General features: G+C 72.4%; 19 protein-coding genes. 5 read left to right on the top strand and 14 right to left on the bottom strand.

What is annotated here, in order from left to right; all coding sequences use genetic code 11:
• Positions 1-24 precede the first annotated feature (24 nt).
• Positions 25-687 carry a VOC family protein gene (locus LZG04_RS42655; RefSeq protein ID WP_233819896.1) on the top strand — a complete coding sequence of 221 codons (663 nt, stop codon included), beginning with the start codon at positions 25-27 and terminating at the stop codon, positions 685-687.
• A gap of 128 nt (positions 688-815) precedes the next feature.
• On the opposite strand, the gene LZG04_RS22720 is transcribed toward LZG04_RS42655, so the two are convergent.
• A complete protein-coding gene (locus tag LZG04_RS22720) occupies positions 816-1,277 on the bottom strand; it encodes a PPOX class F420-dependent oxidoreductase (protein ID WP_233819895.1) in 462 nt (153 codons plus the stop codon).
• A gap of 27 nt (positions 1,278-1,304) precedes the next feature.
• On the opposite strand from LZG04_RS22720, the gene LZG04_RS22715 reads away from it, so the two are divergent.
• Positions 1,305-2,147, top strand: coding sequence for an alpha/beta fold hydrolase (locus LZG04_RS22715; RefSeq protein WP_233819894.1), 843 nt, complete (start codon positions 1,305-1,307; stop codon positions 2,145-2,147).
• Between the two features lie 14 nt (positions 2,148-2,161).
• Here LZG04_RS22715 and LZG04_RS22710 read toward each other — a convergent pair whose 3' ends face one another.
• The 8 genes from LZG04_RS22710 to LZG04_RS22675 all read right to left on the bottom strand — a co-directional run bounded on the left by LZG04_RS22710 (position 2,162) and on the right by LZG04_RS22675 (position 12,702).
• A complete protein-coding gene (locus tag LZG04_RS22710) occupies positions 2,162-5,161 on the bottom strand; it encodes a BTAD domain-containing putative transcriptional regulator (RefSeq protein WP_233819892.1) in 3,000 nt (999 codons plus the stop codon).
• Positions 5,162-5,243: 82 nt separating this feature from the next.
• The gene (locus tag LZG04_RS22705; RefSeq protein ID WP_233819891.1) at positions 5,244-5,792 is read right to left on the bottom strand and encodes a GrpB family protein; all 549 of its coding nucleotides are present in this window, start codon (positions 5,790-5,792) and stop codon (positions 5,244-5,246) included.
• A gap of 46 nt (positions 5,793-5,838) precedes the next feature.
• Entirely contained in the window at positions 5,839-6,747 is a 909-nt protein-coding gene (ligD, locus tag LZG04_RS22700; RefSeq protein WP_374202853.1) for a non-homologous end-joining DNA ligase, read from the bottom strand.
• Positions 6,734-8,188 (bottom strand): non-homologous end-joining DNA ligase, encoded by a 1,455-nt coding sequence (ligD, locus tag LZG04_RS22695; RefSeq protein ID WP_233819888.1) that lies wholly within the window; start codon positions 8,186-8,188, stop codon positions 6,734-6,736. The genes ligD (LZG04_RS22700) and ligD (LZG04_RS22695) overlap by 14 nt, the downstream gene beginning before the upstream one ends.
• A gap of 16 nt (positions 8,189-8,204) precedes the next feature.
• Positions 8,205-9,089: a Ku protein gene (locus LZG04_RS22690; protein WP_233819887.1), complete on the bottom strand. Its 885-nt coding sequence runs from the start codon at positions 9,087-9,089 to the stop codon at positions 8,205-8,207.
• Between the two features lie 94 nt (positions 9,090-9,183).
• Positions 9,184-10,155: a tyrosine-type recombinase/integrase gene (locus LZG04_RS22685; RefSeq protein ID WP_233819881.1), complete on the bottom strand. Its 972-nt coding sequence runs from the start codon at positions 10,153-10,155 to the stop codon at positions 9,184-9,186.
• Positions 10,156-10,982: 827 nt separating this feature from the next.
• Positions 10,983-12,194 carry a glycosyltransferase family 2 protein gene (locus tag LZG04_RS22680; RefSeq protein ID WP_233819879.1) on the bottom strand — a complete coding sequence of 404 codons (1,212 nt, stop codon included), beginning with the start codon at positions 12,192-12,194 and terminating at the stop codon, positions 10,983-10,985.
• A 94-nt stretch (positions 12,195-12,288) separates the two neighbouring features.
• Positions 12,289-12,702, bottom strand: coding sequence for a VOC family protein (locus tag LZG04_RS22675; protein ID WP_233819876.1), 414 nt, complete (start codon positions 12,700-12,702; stop codon positions 12,289-12,291).
• Between the two features lie 93 nt (positions 12,703-12,795).
• Between LZG04_RS22675 and LZG04_RS22660 the strand changes: the two genes are divergently transcribed.
• On the top strand, positions 12,796-13,737 hold the full coding sequence (locus LZG04_RS22660) for a YafY family protein (protein ID WP_267937342.1): 942 nt from the start codon (positions 12,796-12,798) through the stop codon (positions 13,735-13,737).
• A gap of 9 nt (positions 13,738-13,746) precedes the next feature.
• Here LZG04_RS22660 and LZG04_RS22655 read toward each other — a convergent pair whose 3' ends face one another.
• Positions 13,747-14,226 carry a MarR family winged helix-turn-helix transcriptional regulator gene (locus LZG04_RS22655; protein ID WP_233819874.1) on the bottom strand — a complete coding sequence of 160 codons (480 nt, stop codon included), beginning with the start codon at positions 14,224-14,226 and terminating at the stop codon, positions 13,747-13,749.
• A 43-nt stretch (positions 14,227-14,269) separates the two neighbouring features.
• Here LZG04_RS22655 and pip point away from each other — a divergent pair, with 43 nt between their 5' ends.
• Complete coding sequence (gene pip, locus LZG04_RS22650) at positions 14,270-15,214, top strand: prolyl aminopeptidase (protein ID WP_233819873.1); 945 nt, start codon at positions 14,270-14,272, stop codon at positions 15,212-15,214.
• An 18-nt stretch (positions 15,215-15,232) separates the two neighbouring features.
• Here pip and LZG04_RS22645 read toward each other — a convergent pair whose 3' ends face one another.
• The 3 genes from LZG04_RS22645 to LZG04_RS22635 all read right to left on the bottom strand — a co-directional run bounded on the left by LZG04_RS22645 (position 15,233) and on the right by LZG04_RS22635 (position 17,330).
• A complete protein-coding gene (locus LZG04_RS22645) occupies positions 15,233-15,865 on the bottom strand; it encodes a methyltransferase (protein WP_233819872.1) in 633 nt (210 codons plus the stop codon).
• 65 nt (positions 15,866-15,930) lie between these two features.
• A complete protein-coding gene (locus LZG04_RS22640; RefSeq protein ID WP_233819871.1) occupies positions 15,931-16,644 on the bottom strand; it encodes an SDR family oxidoreductase in 714 nt (237 codons plus the stop codon).
• The gene (locus LZG04_RS22635) at positions 16,632-17,330 is read right to left on the bottom strand and encodes a hypothetical protein (protein ID WP_233819870.1); all 699 of its coding nucleotides are present in this window, start codon (positions 17,328-17,330) and stop codon (positions 16,632-16,634) included. The genes LZG04_RS22640 and LZG04_RS22635 overlap by 13 nt, the downstream gene beginning before the upstream one ends.
• Positions 17,331-17,472: 142 nt before the next feature.
• On the opposite strand from LZG04_RS22635, the gene LZG04_RS22630 reads away from it, so the two are divergent.
• A complete protein-coding gene (locus LZG04_RS22630) occupies positions 17,473-18,360 on the top strand; it encodes a sucrase ferredoxin (protein WP_233819869.1) in 888 nt (295 codons plus the stop codon).
• Here LZG04_RS22630 and LZG04_RS22625 read toward each other — a convergent pair.
• Positions 18,265-18,939: a TetR/AcrR family transcriptional regulator gene (locus LZG04_RS22625; protein ID WP_233819868.1), complete on the bottom strand. Its 675-nt coding sequence runs from the start codon at positions 18,937-18,939 to the stop codon at positions 18,265-18,267. The two genes, LZG04_RS22630 and LZG04_RS22625, sit on opposite strands and share 96 nt — an antisense overlap.
• Positions 18,940-19,072 lie beyond the last annotated feature (133 nt).

Here is a 19,072-nt window from a genome sequence, read left to right as displayed (position 1 = left end):
CCGCCCCGATGGGAAGCCCACGCCGTGCCCGGTACCCCCGACAGCCCCGCGCGCGGTGTCCGCCGCGTCGAGCTGAGCACCACCCGCCCCGAACCGACCGCCGAGTTCTACGCCCACCTGCTCGGCTGGGTGATCATCGCCGAGCCGGACGGCTCGTTCACCGGCTGGGTCGGCGACCGGCTCGCCACCCACGTGCGACCCGGCGGGCAAGGCTGGCGCATCGTGTTCGCCGGCACGCGGGCCCGCGACCTCGACCCGGCCGTCGCCGTCGACCCCGGCCGCGTCCTGCACGGCCCCTGGGCACCCCCGCCCCGCCCCGGCGAACCGTGCTGGGTGGAGCTGATGGGCGACGCCGACGACCGCTGGGCGGGGGAGCTGGGCTGGCAGGTCCGCGACCCGGACGGCGAGTTCACCCTCTACGACGCCGCCGTCGCCGACGACCGCCGCCCCGTCGCCGGACGCCTGGCCGCGACCGGCGGCTGGACCTGCTACTTCTCCGTCCCTGACCTCACCCGCGCCCTCGCCGAGGCCACCGACATGGGCGGGACCGTCCTGTCCGGACCGAAGGACGTGCCCACCGGTGCCGTCGCCGCGGTCGCCGACCCCGCCGGGGCCGTGTTCGCCCTGCTGGAGAACCCCGCCGGCTGGGGCGGCGCCTGGTGCGCCACCGCCCGCGCCCACGCCTGACCCCACCAAGCCCGACACGACCGCGAACCGACCGACACCCGCCGAACGAGGCGCACCACCGGCCCGACGGCCACCGGCGCGGGGGAGTGGTCGCACCCCCGCGCCCGACCGTCGAGAAGCCGAACCCGTCAGCCGGCCAGTTCAGGCGGGAAACCGCCGGTCGCGATCGGACCCCAACGCTCGATCGTCACCCGGATCAGCGACTTGCCCTGGCGGCGCATCGCCTCCCGGTACTCGTCCCAGTCCGGGTGCTCCCCGGCGATGCACCGGTAGTAGTCCACCAGCGGCTCCAGCGCCTCCGGCAGGTCCACCACCTCCGCCCGACCGTCCACCTGCACGTACGGGCCGTCCCAGTCGTCGGACAGCACGCACACCGTCACCCGGTCGTCACGCCGGGCGTTGCGCGCCTTCGCCCGCTGCGGGTACGTCGACACCACCACCCGACCCTCGCCGTCCACCCCGCACGTCACCGGCGACACCTGCGGCCGCCCGTCGGCGCGCGCGGTGACCAGCAGGGCTCGGTGGCGGGGCCGCAGGAACTCGACCAACTCGTCTCGGGACACCGTGTCGGCGGTGGCGATTCTCGGCATGCCACCAGCCTAGGAGAAGATGCGCCCATGCCCCGGTTCACCGCCCACGACGGCACCACCCTCGCCTACCACCAGACCGGCGACGGACCGCCGCTGCTGTGCGTGCCCGGAGGGGCCGGCCGCGCCTCCTCCTACCTCGGCGACCTCGGCGGGCTGCACCGCCACCGCACCCTGCTGCTGCTGGACAACCGCGGCACCGGCGACTCCGACGCACCCGCCGACCCGGCCACCTACCGGCGCGACCGGCTCGCCGCCGACGTCGACGCCCTGCGCGCCCACCTCGGCCTGGACCGCGTCGACCTGCTCGGCCACTCCGCCGGCGCCGGCATCGCCATGGCCTACGCCGAACACCACCCCGACCGGCTCGCCTCGCTGATCCTGCTCACCCCCGCGCTGCGCGCCATCGGCGCCTCACCCACCGAAACCGACTGGGCCGAACACCTGCGCGTGCACGCCCACCAGCCGTGGTTCGCCGAGGCCACCGCCGCCCTCACGGCGTGGAGCCAAGGCCACGGCACCCCCGCCAACCGACAAGCCGCCGCACCCCTGTTCTACGGGCGCTGGGACGACCGGGCCCGCGCCCACGCCGCCGCCGAACCCGCCGAAGCCTCACCCGACGCACAAGCCGGCTACGCCGCCGACGGCGCGTTCACCCCCGGCCGGACCCGCCGCGCCCTCGCCGCCCTCGACATCCCCGTCCTGGTCTACGCGGGCGGCGCCGACCCGCTGTCACCACCGCACCTCGTGCGACAGCTCGTCGACCTCATCCCCGACGCCACCTACGTCGAACAACCCCACGCCGGGCACTTCCCGTGGCTGGACGACCCGGACTTCCTCGTCGAGCACCTGCGCGCCTTCCCACCCCGCTGACCCCCGCACCACCCTCACCCACCCAGCAGCCCGGCGACCGCGTCCCACCCCGACGCGGCCCCGCGCGCCGACACCCGCGCGAACACCGACCCGCCCAACGCCTCCCGCGCCGCCGCCTCCACCGACACCACCTCCGGATCGGCCACCGCGCCACCACCCCGCAACCCGCGCGCCGCACCCGCCAACAACGCCGCCCGTTCCCAGTCGCCGTCCACCACCGCCAACCCGGCATGTGCCTCCACCACCCGCGCCAGCACCACCCGGTTGCCCCAGTCCCGCGCCGACCCCGCCGCCTCACCCCACGCCCGCAGCGCCGCCTCCCGGTCACCGCCCGCCAACTCCACCCGACCCGACGCCACCAGCACCGACGCCCGCACCTCGTCCGGCCCGAACCACCCCCGCGGGCACACCCGCAACGCCTCCGCGCACCACCACCGCGCACCGTCGAGATCACCACGCCGACGCGCCACCTCCGCCGCGCCCAACCACGCCAGCGCCAACGTCTCCACCGCGCCCTGCGACCGCGCCACCACCGCCGCCTCCTCCACGTCGGCCGCCGCACGATCCAGGTCACCGGCCCGACACGCCCACTCCGACCGGCGGCACAACAGGTTCGCCGTGTGCTCGGTCACCCCGAACGACCGCGACAACTCCAACGCCTCGTCCAAGAACCCCAACGCCGCCGCCGGCCCACCGTCCACCTGCGCCGCCTCCGCCAACTGCGACAACGCCAACGACATGCCCCACCGCTCACCCACCGCCCGGAACCCCGCCAACGCCGCCGCATACTCCTCCCGCGCCCGCGACAGCCGCCCCGCGTACCGGTGCTGCATCCCCGCACCCAACCGGTCCAACGCCCGACTCCACGGATCCGACCCCACCAACCGCTCCCGCACCACCGCCAACCCCGCCACATCCACCTGCGGCACCCCGTGCGCCATACCCCACAACACCGTCAGAAAAGGCCGCGCCGGGGGACCGACCAACCCCGCCGGCAGCGGATCACGCGGCGACGGCGTGCCCGGCAACCCCGCCAACCCCGCCGACGACGCGTTCACCAGGCACAACACGTACTCCTCGGCCAACCCCTCCGGCGGCGTCGGACCCACCGCCCGCACCACCTCCGCGGCCAACGCCGCACCCTCCGACCGCAACCCCCGCAACCACCACGGCCACCCCAGGTCCGCCGCCAACCGCAACGCCAACCCCCGCTCGTGGCCCGCCGCCCACCGCACCGCCGCCGTCAGGTCCTCGTGCTCGGCCGCCAACCGCCCCAACCACACCAACTGCCCCTCCCCGTACAGGTGCGGCGCCGCCTCCGCCGCCAACCCCGCGAAATACCGCGCGTGCGCACCCGACACCTCCCGCTCCTCACCCGACTCCGCCAACCGCCGCGCGCAGAACGCCCGGATCGTCTCCGACATCCGGTACCGGTCCCCGGACACCTCCACCAACGACTTGTCCGCCAACGACGGCAACACCTCATCCGTCCCCGCCACCCCGCACACCGCCGCCGCCGACCCCAACGTCGCCCCGCCCCGGAACACCGTCAACCGCCGCGCCAACACCCGCTCCTCCTCGTCCAACAACCCCCAACTCCACTCCACCACCGCGTGCAACGTCCGATGCCGCGCCACCGCCGCCCGACTGCCCCGCGACAACAACCGGAACCGGTCACCCAACCGCGACGCCACCTCCACCACCGGCAACGACCGCACCCGCGCCGCCGCCAACTCGATCGCCAACGGCAACCCGTCCAACGCCCGACAGATCCCCACCACCACCTCCGCCGTCCCCGGATCCAGCCGGAACGACGGGTTCACCGCCACCGCCCGATCCGCGAACAACCGCACCGCCGCCGACCCCGCACCACCGGCCTCCAACGGCGGCACCGGCCGCACCACCTCACCGGTCACCCCCAACGCCTCCCGCGACGTCGCCAACACCCGCAACCGCGCGCACGACGCCAACAACCCGCCCACCAACGCCGCCGCGTCCTCCACCACGTGCTCACAGTTGTCCAGCACCACCAACACCGGCCGGTCCTGCAACGCCGCCACCAACCGCGCCACCGGCGCCGTCACCGGCCGCAACCCGTCCTCCCGCAACCCCAACGCCGACACCACCGCCCGCGGCACGTCACCACCCACCGCCAACGGCGCCAAGTCCACGAAAAACACCTCATCCGGCGCACCGGACGCCACCTCCACCGCCAACCGCGTCTTGCCCGCACCACCCGGCCCCGTCAACGTCACCAACCGCGACGACGCCAACGCCTCACCGACCTCCCGCACCTCCCGCTCCCGCCCCACGAAACTCGTCAACTGCGCCGGCAACACCCGCCGCACCGCCGGCCGCTCACCCCGCACCACCTCGCCGTGCGCGTCCGCCAACACGGGGGAGAGGTCCGACCCCAACTCCTCCGCCAACACCCGCCGCGTCCGCTCCACCAGCGCCAACGCCTCCGCCTGCCGCCCCTCCCGGTGCAACACCCGCACCAACCGCGCCACCAACCGCTCCCGCGTCGGGTGCGCCGCCACCAACTCCCGCAACAACCCCACCGACGCCCCGTCGTGCTCCTCCACCGCCCGCAGCCGCAACTCCTCCCACCGCGCCACGCACACCGCCGCGAACGGCGCGTCACCCACGTCCGCCAACGCCGGACCACGCCACAACGCCAACGCCTCACCCGGCAACCCCCGCGCCACCAGCTCCTCGAACCGCAGCGCGTCCACCTCACCCGGATCCACCACCAGCCGGTACCCCGACGCCGACCGCTCCACCTCCACGTCCACCAACGACCGCAACCGCGACACCTGCGACTGGATCGCGTTACCCGCACCCACCGGCGGACGCGACCCGTACAACGCCCCGATCAGCCGGTCGACACCCACCACCCGACCCGCCTCGACCGCCAACACCGCCAACAACGCCCGCAACCGCGGCCCACCGACCCGCACCTCCGTCCCGTCCGCACGCCGCACCACCATCGGACCCAACACCCCGAACCGCACCCGCGAACCCTCCCGACCGCGACCACACACCAACCACCCGGGGGACACGCCACCGGGGGACAGACACACCCGCGAACACGGGTCAGGCGCGGCCGAGGATGTCGGCCACCACCTCCGCCTTCGCGTCCGCGTACTGCTGCAAGTACTCCCAGTCCCGCGCCGCCAACCCCCGCTTCACCCCCTCGTACAACCGGCGATCCTCCTCCGACACCCGCAACCGGTCCCGGAACGCCAGCATCCGCGCCACCTCCGGCTCACCCGCCGTGAACACGTGCAGGTTCACGTCCGTGTCCGGCCCCTTGAACATCCGGTGCTCCAACCACCCCGGCTCCCGGATCCGCAACACGTACCCCGCCGCCTCCAACGCCGGCACGTACGACCCCTCGTCCGCCGAATCCGCCACCGTCAACACCACGTCCACGATCGGCTTCGCCGCCAACCCCGGCACCGACGTCGACCCCACGTGCGCCAACCCCACCACCACACCACCCAGCACGGCCCGGATCCGCGCCGCCTCACGCTCGTACAACCCCGGCCACGCCGGGTCGTACTCCACCAGCACCACCCGACCCGACAACCTCGGCGCACCACCCACGTACGCCGCCCGGATCTCCTCCTCCGACAACCCCACGACACGCCCCCTGTCCTCGCCCGGTCAGCAGGCCAGGATAAGCCGCTCACCGCGGCAACCGCGACGGCTTTCCCGGCGCGAACAGATCACCACCCGACCCCACCCGCTCCCGCACCTCGTCGGCCAGGAACACCAGGTCCTCCACCACCCGACATCCCTCCACCTCCTCCCACGACACCGGCGTCGACACCGACGGCCGCGCCCGAGCCCGCAACGAGTACGGAGCCACCGTCGTCTTCGCCGGGTTGTTCTGCGACCAGTCGATCAACACCCGCCCCGTCCGCTCCGCCTTCGCCATCCGCCACACCACCTCCCGCGGCCACTCCCGCGCCAACCGCCGCGCCACCCCCTTCGCGTACTCCGACGTCCGCTCCGGCGACGACACCGACACCGCCGCGTACACCTGCAACCCCTTCGACCCCGACGTCTTCACCACCGGCGCCAACCCGTCCGCCACCAACACCTCCCGCACCCGGCACGCCACCCGACAGCACTCCACCACCGTCGCCGGCTCACCCGGATCCAGGTCGAACACCACCAGGTCGGGGGAGCGCCGCCCACCCCGCGCACCCACCGTCCACTGCGGCACGTGCAACTCCAAAGCCGCCAGGTTCGCCAACCACACCAACGTCGCCAAGTCCTCCACCACCACGAAGTCCGCGAACTCCGCACCCCGCGACGACCCCGGCGTCTCCACCCGCACCGTCCGCACCCACTCCGGCGCGTGCGACGGCACGTTCTTCTCGAAGAACGACTTCCCGTCCACCCCGTTCGGATACCGCCGCACCGTCATCGGCCGACCCGCCACGTGCGGCAACAACACCGGCGCGATCCGCGTGTAGTAGTCGATCACCTCGGCCTTGGTGAACCCCACCTCCGGGTACAACACCTTGCCCAGGTTCGTCAGCTTCACCCGACGACCCTCCACCGACACCACCGCGTCAGCCGCCACCACGCCGCACCTCCCCGGGCTCCCGATCCGGCCGCAACCCCCGCCACGTCGGGAACCGCAACCGCCCATCCGCCGTCCACTCCCGGAACGCCACCTCACCCACCAGCACCGGACGCACCCACCGCGCACCCCGAGCCCGCTCCCGCGGCACCTCCGACCCGAACGGCGACCGCTGCACCCCCAACCCCGACAACCGCACCGTCAACCGCTCCAACTCCGCCCGGTCGAACCCCGTCCCCACCGACCCCGCGAACACCAACCCACCCGCCGCGTCCGGGATCCCCAACAACAACGACCCCACCAACCCCGCACGCTTGCCCACACCCGGCCGCCACCCACCCACCACCACCTCCTGCGTCACCACCGACGTCACCTTCACCCACTGCGGCGACCGCTGACCCGGCACATAACGCGAATCCAGCCGCTTCGCCACCACCCCCTCCAACCCCTGCTCCCGACTCGCCGCCAACACCTCCGCACCCGCACCCGGGAACGCCCTCGGCGTCAACCAGTGCGCACCCCGCAACCCCAACCCCTCCAACAACACCCGCCGCCGCTCATACGGCAACTCCACCGTGGGGGAGCCGTCCAGGTGCAACACGTCGAACACCAGGAACGTCACCGGCGTCCGCCCCACCAACCGCCGCGCCTGCGCCGCCGACGCGTGCATCCGCCGCTGCAACGCCCCGAAACTCGGCCGACCACCCTCCAACGCCACGATCTCCCCGTCCAACAACACCTGCGTCGCACCCAGCTGCTCACCCAACCCCTGCAACTCCGGGTACGTCCCCGTCACGTCATTGCCCAACCGACTCGTCAACCGCACCCGCCCACCCTCCACCCGCGCGATCGCCCGCACCCCGTCCCACTTGAACTCGAACGCCCACCCCGACTCGGGCCCCGGCAACTCCACCGCCGGCGTCGCCAACATGGGGGAGACCCACTCCGGCAACGGCACCCAATCCGCACGCACCGCCTCGTGCCGCCGCCGCACCATCCAGTCCTTGCCCCCACCCGCCCCACCACGGCGGAAGAACACGAACTCACCCTCCACCCGCGCCCCGTGCAACACCACGTCCACCTCGCGGTCGGACCACTTCACCGTCTCGTACCGACCCCGATCCCAGATCACCATCTCACCCGCGCCGTACTCACCCTTCGGGATCACCCCCGAGAACGACGCGTACTCCAACGGGTGATCCTCGGTCCGCACCGCCAACCGGATCGTCCCCGGCTCCGGCGGCAACCCCTTCGGCACCGCCCACGACACCAACACCCCACCCCGCTCCAACCGCACATCCCAGTGCAACCGCGACGCGTGGTGCTCCTGGATCACGAACGTGTCGTCACCACCACGCGGCAACACCGACCCGTCACCCGGCACCGGCTCCGGCGTCCGCCCCGGATCCCGCTTGCGCCGGTACTCCGAAAGATCCCCGCCCATCCGCGCCGCCACGCCCTCAGGCGGGCTTCGCCTTCTTCTTCGCCGGAGCCTTCCGCTCAGCACCCTTCGCCGCCGACGCCGACGCCGTCTTCTTCGCCGCGGGCTTGCGCCCCGCGGACTTCCCACCCCGCGCCGACTTCGCCTGCTCCACACTCCGCTCCAGCGCCGTCATCAGGTCGATCACCTCACCGGACTCCTCCGCCTCCGGCCGCTCCGGCAGCTCCGCACCCTCCGCCTTCGCCTCGATCACCTTCTGCATCGCCTCGGTGTAATCGTCGGAGAAATCACCCGGATCGAACGACCCCGCCATGCTGTCCACCAACGACGACGCCATCTTCAACTCCTGCGGCCGCACCTCCACATCCGACCCCAAGAACTCGAAATCCGGCTTCCGCACCTCATCCGGCCACAACATCGTGTGCATCACCAACACGTCATCACGCGCCCGCAACAACGCCAACGTCTCCCGCTGGCGAATCGTGATCTTCACCACCGCCAACTGACCACTGTTCTCCAACGCCGTCCGCAACAACACATAAGGACGCGTCGCCGCCTTGTCCGGCTCCAGATAATAAGACTTCTGGAAATAGATCGGATCCACCTCGTCGACCGGCACGAACTCCAACACGTCGATCGCGTGATCGGTGTTCAACGGCAACTTGTCGAAATCCTCGGCGTCCAACACCACGACCCGACCGTCGTCCAGCTCGTAACCCTTCGCGATGTCGGCGTAGGCGACCTCCTCGCCGCACACCTGGCACACCCGCTTGTACCGGATGCGCCCACCGTCCTCCCGGTGCACCTGGTGGAACCGGAAGTCGTGCTCCTCCGTGGCCGTGTACAACCGGACACCGATCGTCACCAACCCGAAGGAGATCGCCCCACGCCACACGGACCTCATGCCACGTGACTACCCGCCAACAGCACGATCCGCACCAGCACGTCACCCGAACGGGCTAACAATCAGCCGTCCCAGGCACCCGCACCGCACCCCGCTACTCCCGCCGAGGCAACCGCGCCAACGACGCATACGTCCGATTACCCGCCACCGCCGCCCGCCGCTCACGCGCCGTCGCCTCGATGTAGTTCTGCGACGTCGCCAACGACGCGTGCCCCAACAACGCCATGATCTCCGACGCCGACGCACCGTCCTCCGCCAACCGCGTCGCGAACGTGTGCCGCAACGCGTGCAGATTCGCCCCCGACGGCACCCGGTCGTGCAACCCCGCCCACCGGAAGCACGACCGCACCAAATACTCCAACCCACCCCGCCCGATCGGCTCACCGTGCCGATCACGCAACAACGCCGACCCCCGATCGAACCGCCCCTGCGGAAAACGCCGCCGACACGACACCAGGTACTGCTCGATGATCCGATCCATCGCCGGCTCGATCGGCACCGACCGATCCCGATTGCCCTTGCCCGCCACGTGCAACCGACGCTCACCCGGCCGACCCACCACCGACGCCAACGTCAACGTCCGCATCTCCGCCGACCGCAACCCCGCCACCAACCCCAACGCCAACACCAGCACGTCCCGCTCCGGCCACGGGTCACGCCCCCGCCGCGCACCCTCCGCCGCCGCCGCCAACAACCGCTCCGGCGTGTCCTCACCCCGCAACGGCTTCGGCACCAACGGAGGCGTCTTCGGCCGCGCCACCGCACCCATCGGATTACCCGCCACCAACTCCTCGGCCACGCAGAACGTCAAGAACTGGTTCCACGTCGACCACGCCCGCAACACCGACGACTTCGCATGCGTGTCCGCGAACACCCCGAACGCCTCGCGCAAGTTCCGCGCCGTCAGATCCACCATCCGCAACCGGTCCGGCGCAGTACCCGCCACCTGCGCCAACAACGCCGTGACACCGGCCAGATCACGCCGGTACGCCGCCGTCGTGTGCGGCGAATCCTTCCGCGGCCGACGAGCGAGGAAGAACGACTCCTGAGCGGCAACCACCAACATGTCGATCTTCCTACCGCACACCACCGACAATTTCGGCACCGCGGGAGCCCGCCGACCGATCGACCCGGGGGAGGGGAGCGGCCTTCCGCCCGGGCGACGTCCACGGAACGCACCACCCCGCAGCGGGTGGCAGGGCCTCGCGGAGGCGGCTTCTCCAAGCCCGGCCGGTCGTCTGGACCTTCTGCTGATCAGGGGAGCGGGGCCGCCTGCCAGCATGTCCGCCGTCGTGGCTCACGTCAGGAGTCCGCCTGCTCCGCAGGTCGTTGGTGGTGATTCATGGATAATGGCAATTATCCATGAAAAGTCGGTCCGGAAGGGGTTCGGGCTCCGACCGGGGGATGCCACTCTCGAACGCCTCGCCGTCGGCCCGGTCCGGCCCTTGGGACGCACATTCACGTGCACACGCGACCGATCGCGCGCGCGACCTGGCGGCCTGGAGGGTTCGCCAAGGGGATTCAGGGAGCCCTGGGGGCCCCGGCCTTCATGATCATCTGCTCGTGTGAACCGGCGCGCGCATCGAGTCGCCGTCCCGACACACCACCCATGATCCGTCACTGTGACGTTTCTCCGGTGGTGTGCCGGGACGGTTGGCCCGAGTCGGGCCTCCAGCCGTTCCCCGCACGACGAGGCCGCTGGGTCGTTGCCCAGTGGCCGCCCGTCGGTCGCCGTTGCGGCGCGGGCGGCAGTAGATGTGCGCGCGGCCCGTCGGACGCGACGGCGGTGTGTGTGCGGAACATGTGTCGACGACGGGCTGGACAGGCCGGTCTTCGAGGCACCCGTGACCCCTGCCGACCAGCCTGTCGGTAACGCCGATAATCTACATTATGTTAAGTACGAGGTTGGGCGACGATCCGGGGCGCTTCCCTGCCGACCCGCCGCGCCTCCGCGGTGATGATGTCGCCCCACGTGCGCCACATGCCGTTGAGCCGTGACGTGACGACGACGCGCCGCACCGAGGCGTCCGGCAGCGGGATGTGCAGGCCGATGGCGTGGTGGCGGGTGTGTCCGCCGGTGGTCTTCGCCAGGAGGTCGGCGTCGAAGTCGATCAGGACGCTCCCTTCCGGCACGGTGTCCGGGATGTCGTCGCCGCAGCCGAGGACGCACACCGGTCCCCCGGCGTCCGCGACGTGGTGGTCGATCTCCGGTCGGACGTCGAGGGTGCGGGCCTGGTCGGTCCACTCGGTCAGGGTGCGGTGTTCGGCTTCGGCGATGAGCGGGTTGTCTCGTTCGAGGCCGGCCCAGACGAGTTCGACGCCGGGTTCGTGGGTCTTGTCGAGGAACTGGCGCATGGTGCGCTTGGCGGAGGCGAGCATCTCCCCCGTGTCGCGGTCGTGTGGTGGTTCGACGGCCCAGGCGGCGAGGTCGAAGTGGGTGGCCAGGCCGTGCTTGTGCAGGCGGTAGCCGAGTTCGAGGTCTTCGGTGCCCCAGTCGACGAAGCGTTCGTCGAAGCCGCCGACGGCGTCGAAGTCGGTGCGGCGCATCGAGCAGTTCAGGCCCCAGGCGTAGAGCCAGGGGAAGGCGAGGCGGTCGGGCTGGAAGTCGACGGCGGCCAGGGGTTCGTGGCGGATGTCGCGGAAGCCGGGGTCGTCCCGGAACTGCTGGTGGACTTGCTTCGGGGTTCGGGTGGTGAGGGCTTCGGCGAGGCCGGGTGTGGGGTCCCAGGGGCGGTAGCCGTGGACGTAGCCGAGGTTGAGGACGGGGTGGGTGGTGTGGGCGTCGGCGTGGGCGCGGGTGAAGTCGGGGCCGGCGAGGGTGCCGGCGTCGAGGAAGGCGAGGACGGGTGCGGTGGTGAGGCGTGCGCCCGCGTTGCGGGCGTGTCCGACGCGGCGGCCTTGGTCGGGTTGGTGGTGGTAGCGCAGTCGCAGGTGGTGGTGGAAGTCGGCGGTGACGTCGGCGGTGTGGTCGGTGGAGCCGTCGTCGGCGACGACGATCTCGTAGTCGCCGGGTGGGAGGGTTTGGTCGGTGAGGCTGTGGAGGGTGCGTCGGAGCAGTTCGGCGCGGTTGTAGGTGGGGATCACGACGGCGATCCGCGGCGGCATCCTGGCTCCTTGGTGCGCTGGTGGTGGGGGCGCTGGGAAGGAGCGGACTGTATCGGCTTCGCGGAATCGGTACAGCCCCTGTGCTTCGGGGTGGTCAGGGGGTGTGGTGGTGGGTCGTGCGGTCGAGGATGGCGTGGTAGTGGGCGTTGGTCATGATGCCGAGGATGTTGCCGAAGGGGTCGATGACGCTGGCGGTGGCGTAGCCGTCGCCGCGGGTGGTGGGTGGGTCGTGGGGCGTGGCGCCGAGTTCGGTGAGGCGGTCGAGGGTGGCGTGGAGGTCGTCGACGGCCCAGTAGGTGATGGCGCCGGCGGGGCCGGTGTGGACGTCGTGGGGTGCGTAGCGGCTGTTGACGATGCCGAATTCGTGTTCGTAGTCGCCGATGCGGAATTCGGTGTAGCCGCCGGGGACGGTGAAGTAGGGCTCGACGCCGAGGAACCGGGTGTACCAGGTGGCTGCGGCGTCGAGGTCGTCGGCGAAGAAGCTGGTGGTGGTGAGTCCGCGGAGCATGGGGTGTCCTCGTGGGGTCGTGGTGGTCGCTTGTCCCCCACTGTGGTGGGTGAAGTGCTCACGTTGTGAGCACTTTGCGGTGAGACTGGGGCCATGCGTGCGGATCGGTTGGTGGCGGCCCTGTTGGTGATGCAGGCGCGGGGTCGGGTGACGGCGGCGGAGTTGGCGGCGGAGTTGGAGGTGTCGGTGGCGACGGCGCGTCGGGATCTGGAGGCGTTGTCGTCGGCGGGTGTGCCGGTGTACCCGCAGGCGGGGCGTGGTGGTGGGTGGCGGTTGGTGGGGCGTGGGCGGACGGATCTGAGCGGGTTGACGGCGGCGGAGGCGCGGGCGTTGTTCTTGTTGGTGGGTCCGGCGGCGTCGGGGTCGGCTGAGGTGCGGGCGGCGTTGCGGAAGTTGGTGCGGGCGTTGCCGGAGACGTTCCGGGAGGGTGCGCGGGCGGCGGCGGACGCGGTGGTGGTGGATGTGGCGGGGTGGGGTGGGGTCGGTCGGGTGCGGCCGGGGTTGGTGGGTGTGTTGGAGGAGGCGGTGGTGGGGCGTCGGCGGGTGGTGTTGGTGTACGAGGGGCGTGGGCGGGTGCGGTCGGAGCGGGTGGTGGAGCCGTGGGGGTTGGTGGACAAGGACGAGGTTTGGTACTTGGTGGCGGGGACGGGTGGGGGTGAGCGGACGTTCCGGGTGGATCGGGTGGTGTCGGCTCGGGTGACGGATGAGGTGTTCGAGCGGCCTGAGGGGTTCGATCTGGGGGTGGCGTGGGGGCGGGTGGTGTCGGAGGTGGAGCGGCGGCGGTCGTCGGTGTCTGCGGTGGTGTCGGTGGAGTCGCGGTTCGTGCGGGTGTTGCGGGCTCAGTTCGGGCGGCATTGCGAGGTGGTGTCGGAGGTGGAGGGGCGGTCGCGGGTGCGGTTGTCGGCGACGACGGCGTTGATGATCGCGCAGGTGTTGGCGGGGTGGGGTGGGTTGGTGGAGGTGGTGGAGTCGGAGGAGGTGCGGGTGGAGTTGGCGCGGTTGGGTGCGGAGTTGGTGGCGTTGCACGGGCGGTGAGGGTGTGGGTCAGGTGGGTGTGCGGAGGTGGTGGTGGACGCGGTCGCGCAGGGGTTTGTCGTGCAGGGCGCGCAGGGCGGCGTCGACGAGGGTGGTGAGGGGGTGGGGCAGTTCGGCGTCGAGGTCGTGGGCGGCGGCGGTGGTGGCGGTCCACTCGGCGTCGAGGGTGGGCAGGAGGGTGTGGGCGTGGTCGGTGAGGTGGACGATGCGGGTGCGGGCGTCGGGGCCGGGGTGGAGGTGGACGAGGCCGTCGCGGCGCATTTGGTTGACGGTTTGGCTGATGGCGGAGTGGGTGACGCCGATGGTGTCGGCGAGGTCGCGGATGGAGTGGGGTCCGCGGGTGTGGATGAGGCGGATGACGGGGGTGTAGCGGGGTCGGAAGCCGGGGAGGCCGAGGTCGGTGTAGACGCGGGCGAGGTCGCTTTCGAGGAGGTCGAGGAGGTGGCGCAGGCGGGTGCCGAGGAATTGGGCTGCGGGTGCGTGGTCCACTCCCCTAATATAACAGTGCTGTTGTATCTGTGAGGAGGGGTGGATGTACCCGGTGATCGAGCCGTACGAGCACGGGATGTTGGACGTCGGGGACGGCAACCTCGTGTACTGGGAGACGTGCGGCAACCCGGAGGGCAAGCCGGTGGTGTGCCTGCACGGCGGGCCGGGCACGGGCTGCTCCCCCGGCATGGCGCGGCAGTTCGACCCGGAGGCGTACCGGATCGTGTTGCTGGACCAGCGCGGCAGCGGTCGCAGTCGGCCGCACGCGAGCGAGTACGCGACGGATTTGTCGGTGAACACGACGGCGCACCTGGTGGCCGACATCGAGCGGGTGCGGGAGCACCTGGGCATCGAGCGGTGGATGGTGTTCGGCGGGTCGTGGGGTTCGACGTTGGGGCTGCGGTACGCGCAGTCGTTCCCGCGGCGGGTGACGGAGGTCGTGCTGGTCGCGGTCACCACGAGCCGGTACGCGGAGATCGACTGGCTCTACCGCGGGTTGGGGATGTTCTTCCCGGAGCAGTGGTCGCGGTTCCGGGAGGGTGCGGGTGAGGGGGCGACCGATCTGGTGGCGGCCTACGACGTGCTGCTCAACGACCCGGATCCGGCGGTGCGGGAGAAGGCGGCGACGGACTGGATGGCGTGGGAGTCCTCGATCGTGTCGTTGGACCCGGATCACGAGCCGGGGCCGCGGATGTCCGACCCGGCGTGGCGGATGGCGTTCGCGCGGTTGTGCGCGCACTACTTCCGGCACCGGGCGTGGTTGGCCGACGGCGAGGTGATGCGGGACGTGGAGCGGTTGCACGGCATCCCGGCGATCCTGGTGCACGGCCGGTGGGACATGCAGGGTCCGTTGGGGACGGCGTGGGAGCTGGCGCGTGCGTGGCCGGACGCGGAGCTGGTGGTGGTGCCGAAGGCGTCGCACGCGGTGTCGGATCCGGGGATGGCGGAGGCGGTGCTGGCCGCGACGGACCGGTTCGCGCGGCGTTGACGCTCGTTCGCGGGCGTGTCAGGGCCGCCAGACGGTGGTGGTCTTGACCGTGACGCCTTCGAGGTGGCGGGGTACGGGCACCTCGAAGGCGTCGACGCGGGTCCAGCCTTTCGGCATGAAGGAGCGTTGGGGGTCGCCGACCAGGACGAGTGCGCCGCGGCGGTGGGCGGCGAGCAGGAAGGGTTCGACGCGGGCGGCCATGTCGCGGTCGTAGAACACGTCGCCGGCCAGGAGGACGTCGGTGTCGGGTTCGGTGTCGAGCAGGTCGCCGGGGGTGATCGTGACGGTGACGTCGTTGGCGCGGGCGTTGAGCGCGATGGCGGCGGTGGCGACGGGGTCGACGTCGTTGGCGGTGACGCGGCCGCCCGCGCGGGCGGCGGCGACGGCGACCAGGCCGGAGCCGGAGGCGAGGTCGAGCACCCGGCGGCCCGCGACCAGTTCGGGGTGGTCGAGCACGTAACGGGCCAGTGCCTGGCCGCCGGCCCAGGGGAACGCCCAGAACGGCGGTTCGGGTGTGCCGGTGCGTTCCCACAGGGGGATCACGTCGTCGGCGGTGCGCAGCACGATGTCGGGGGTCAGGGGCACCGGTCGCGCGGTGGTGACGGACAGGACGAGGTCGTCGGCTTCGGGGTCGGCCGGCTGTCGCACCATGCCGTGACAGTAGTACCGGGGTGGTGGTGGCCGACGTGCCGTTCGGCGTCGCGGGGCGGGTGTGCTCACAGTCCCCCGGCGACGCGCAGCACCGCGCCGGTGGTGAACGAGGCGGCGTCGCTGAGCAGCCACGCCACCGCCTCGGCGATCTCCTCGGGCTCGCCGGGCCTGCCCAGCGGGATGGCCGGGGCCACCCGGTCGGGTCGGTCGGGCACGCCGGACAGCTCGTGGATCCCGGTGCGGACGGTGCCCGCCGCGACCGCGTTGACCCGGATGCCCCGCGGGCCCAGCTCCTTGGCCAGGCCGACGGTCATCGCGTCCACCGCGGCCTTGCTCGCGGCGTAGTGCACGTACTCGCCCGGTGAGCCGAGCGTCGCGGCCGCGGACGACAGCGACACGATCGACCCGCCCGCGTCGAGGTCGCGTGCGGCCCGCCGCGCGCACAGCAGCGCGCCCACCACGTTGACGTCGATCACCCGGCGCAGGTCCTCGGTCCGCAGCCGGGCCAGTGGCCCGACGGGGCTGGTGATGCCGGCGTTGATCACGACCCCGGTCACTTGGCCCAGGGTGGCGGCGGCGTCGAAGAGGGCGTCGACGTCGGCTTCGTCGGAGACCTCCGCGCGGACCGCGATCCCGTCGACCTCCCGTGCCAGGGCCCGTGCCTGGTCGGCGGCGGTCCGGTAGCCGATGACCACCCGGTGGCCGTCCGCGGCGACCCGTCGCACCACCGCCGCGCCGATGCCCCGGCTCCCGCCCGTCACCACGATCAGCCCAGCCACGCCGTCACCTCCGAGTCCACCACGTCCTGCGCGGTCACCAGCATGTGCGCCAGGCCCGGTACGTCCACCAGTCGCGCGTCGGGCGCGGCCGCGCACAGCCGGGCCTGGACCGGCCGGAACGCCGGGTACTCGTCCTCGCCGCGCACGACCAGCAGCGGCAGGTCCAGGTGTGCCGCGCGTGCGAGCACGTCCAGCGGCTCGGCCGCCGCGCGTGAGGCGTCCGTCCAGGTGTAGGACTCCAGCGCGCCCACGGCGATCGACGCCTCCACCACGGCCTCGACCCGGACGGCCGGGTTCACCACGGCCACCCGCCGCACCGGCACCACCTCCCGCACCGCCGTGGTCAACGCCACGTGCCCGCCCGCCGAACCGCCCACCAGGTCCACCGGCCCGTCGTCGCAGCCCAGCTCCTGCCGTGCGGCCGTCACGAGGGCGGGCACGGCGGCCACCGCCGACTCCACCACGGGCACGTACCCGTCGGCCACCGGGTCCGGGCCTTCGCCCCACGGCGGCAGCGCCGCGTACAGCCGCCACGCGTCCAGGCCGGCCAACGGCAGCGCTTCGGCCATGGCCTCCGGTGTCCCGGGCTCCCCCAACAGGTGCCAGACGAGCACCAGTCGTCGACCGCCCCGTGCCGGAGGGGCCGCCACGAACCGCACGCCCGCCGCCTCGCCCGTGATCATCATGGTCCGAACCTACGTCGCCGGCGGACACGATGGCGTCCACCCGTCGCGAACACCGCCTACCCTCGGCGACCGCCGGACGTCCGAACGTGTGAATCCACCCCCCGATGTCACTCGAACGGCTTCCCCAGGGCACCCTGGGCACGTGACCGAGCCGCGTTGCGCCGCGATCTCCGCGGATCTGGAGGAACCCCAGGCGGGCACCGCCGCCACCGCCGCCGCCTGGATCTGCCTCGAACAACCCGGGCCGTGGGGACGTGACGCGCTCACCCAGAGCAGGCTCGACCCGGCCCTGGGAGCCGAGCTCGCCCGTCGTGCCGCCGACGCGGGCGTGCGCGTGCTGCTGATCCGCCGGCCCGGCCGCCACGCCGACACCCACCACGACGCGCCCCGCCGCGTCTACCTCGCCTCCACCACCCCCGGCCGGCCCCGGCTCGAGCAGGCCGACGTGGACGACCCCGCCGCGCTGCTGGACCTCGACCTGGCGGCGCTGGCCGCGGGCGAACCCACCGGGCTGGGCACCCCGGTCACCGGGCCGCTGCTGCTGGTGTGCGCCAACAGCCGTCGCGACGTGTGCTGCGCCCTGCGGGGCCGTCCCCTCGCCGAAGCGCTCGCCGCGACGCGACCCGACACGGTCTGGGAGTGCACCCACACCGGGGGTCACCGCTTCGCGCCCACCGGCGTGCTGCTGCCCACCGGCTACACCTACGGCCGCCTCGACGTCGACTTCGCCGCACGCCTGCTCGACCGCGCCGCGGCGGGCCACGTCGTCACCGACCGCTGCCGGGGCCGTTCCAGCCACCCGCCGCGCGGCCAGGTCGCCGAGCTCGCCGTCCGCGACCTCACCGGCGAACACCGCGACGTGCTCACCGTGCGCGGCGACACCGTCCACCACGCCGACGGTCGCGCCTGGCACGTCACCGTCGACAGCCGCGACCTACCGGCCACCCGGCCTGCCAGTTGCGGCGCGGCCGCCACCCGGGTCACCGAACTCGTCGCCACCGCGGTGCGGCGGCTCGTCCCCGTCGGCTGACGGGCCCGGCACCGCCGCCCGGAACAGGCCCGACCCGACCGCGTGCGGGTCGTCCAGGCCGACCTCGCGCAACGCCTCGGCGGGCAACGCCAACAACGACACCGCCACGCCCAGGAAGTAGGCGTCCAACAAGCCCGCGTCCCGCGTCGTGCTCGGCAGCCCCGCCGCCGCGTGCAGCGCCGCGCCCGCCCGCGCGTTGGACACCGCCATCCGACCCAGCGCCGCCCGCACACCCGGTCGGCGCACCGCCTCCAGGTACAGCTCGGCCATCGCCAGCAACTGAGTCGGGTCCTCCACCACGGCGCGCCGCAGCAGCGCCGGGTACAGCTGCGCCACCTCCGCGGGTGTGATGCCCTCCGGTGTCGTCTCCCGCAACCGCCGCACGGCCGCCGCGTGCAGCGCCGTCATCCGTGCCGCGGCCGCGCCCAGCAACGCGTCCCGCGTGGGGAAGTAGTTCTTGGTGGTGCCCTCCGGCACCCCGGCCGCCCGGTCGACCGCGCGGTGCGTCAGACCGCGACCGCCCTCCGCCGCCAGCACCGAGATCGCACAGTCGCACAGCAGGTCCCGACGGCTCGTCACGGGGAGGGGACACTAGCCGATCCCGGTCTGCCCGCCGTCGCCACCACCCGCCCGGCTTCCACCACCAACCACACGCCGCACACGCACCGCACGTAGTCGACGCGCCCGTGTGACGAAACCGGGTACACGCGCT

Source organism: Saccharothrix sp. S26 (genome assembly GCF_021390395.1).
GTDB lineage: Bacteria > Actinomycetota > Actinomycetes > Mycobacteriales > Pseudonocardiaceae > Actinosynnema.
This window is presented reverse-complemented; position numbering and strand designations above follow the sequence as displayed.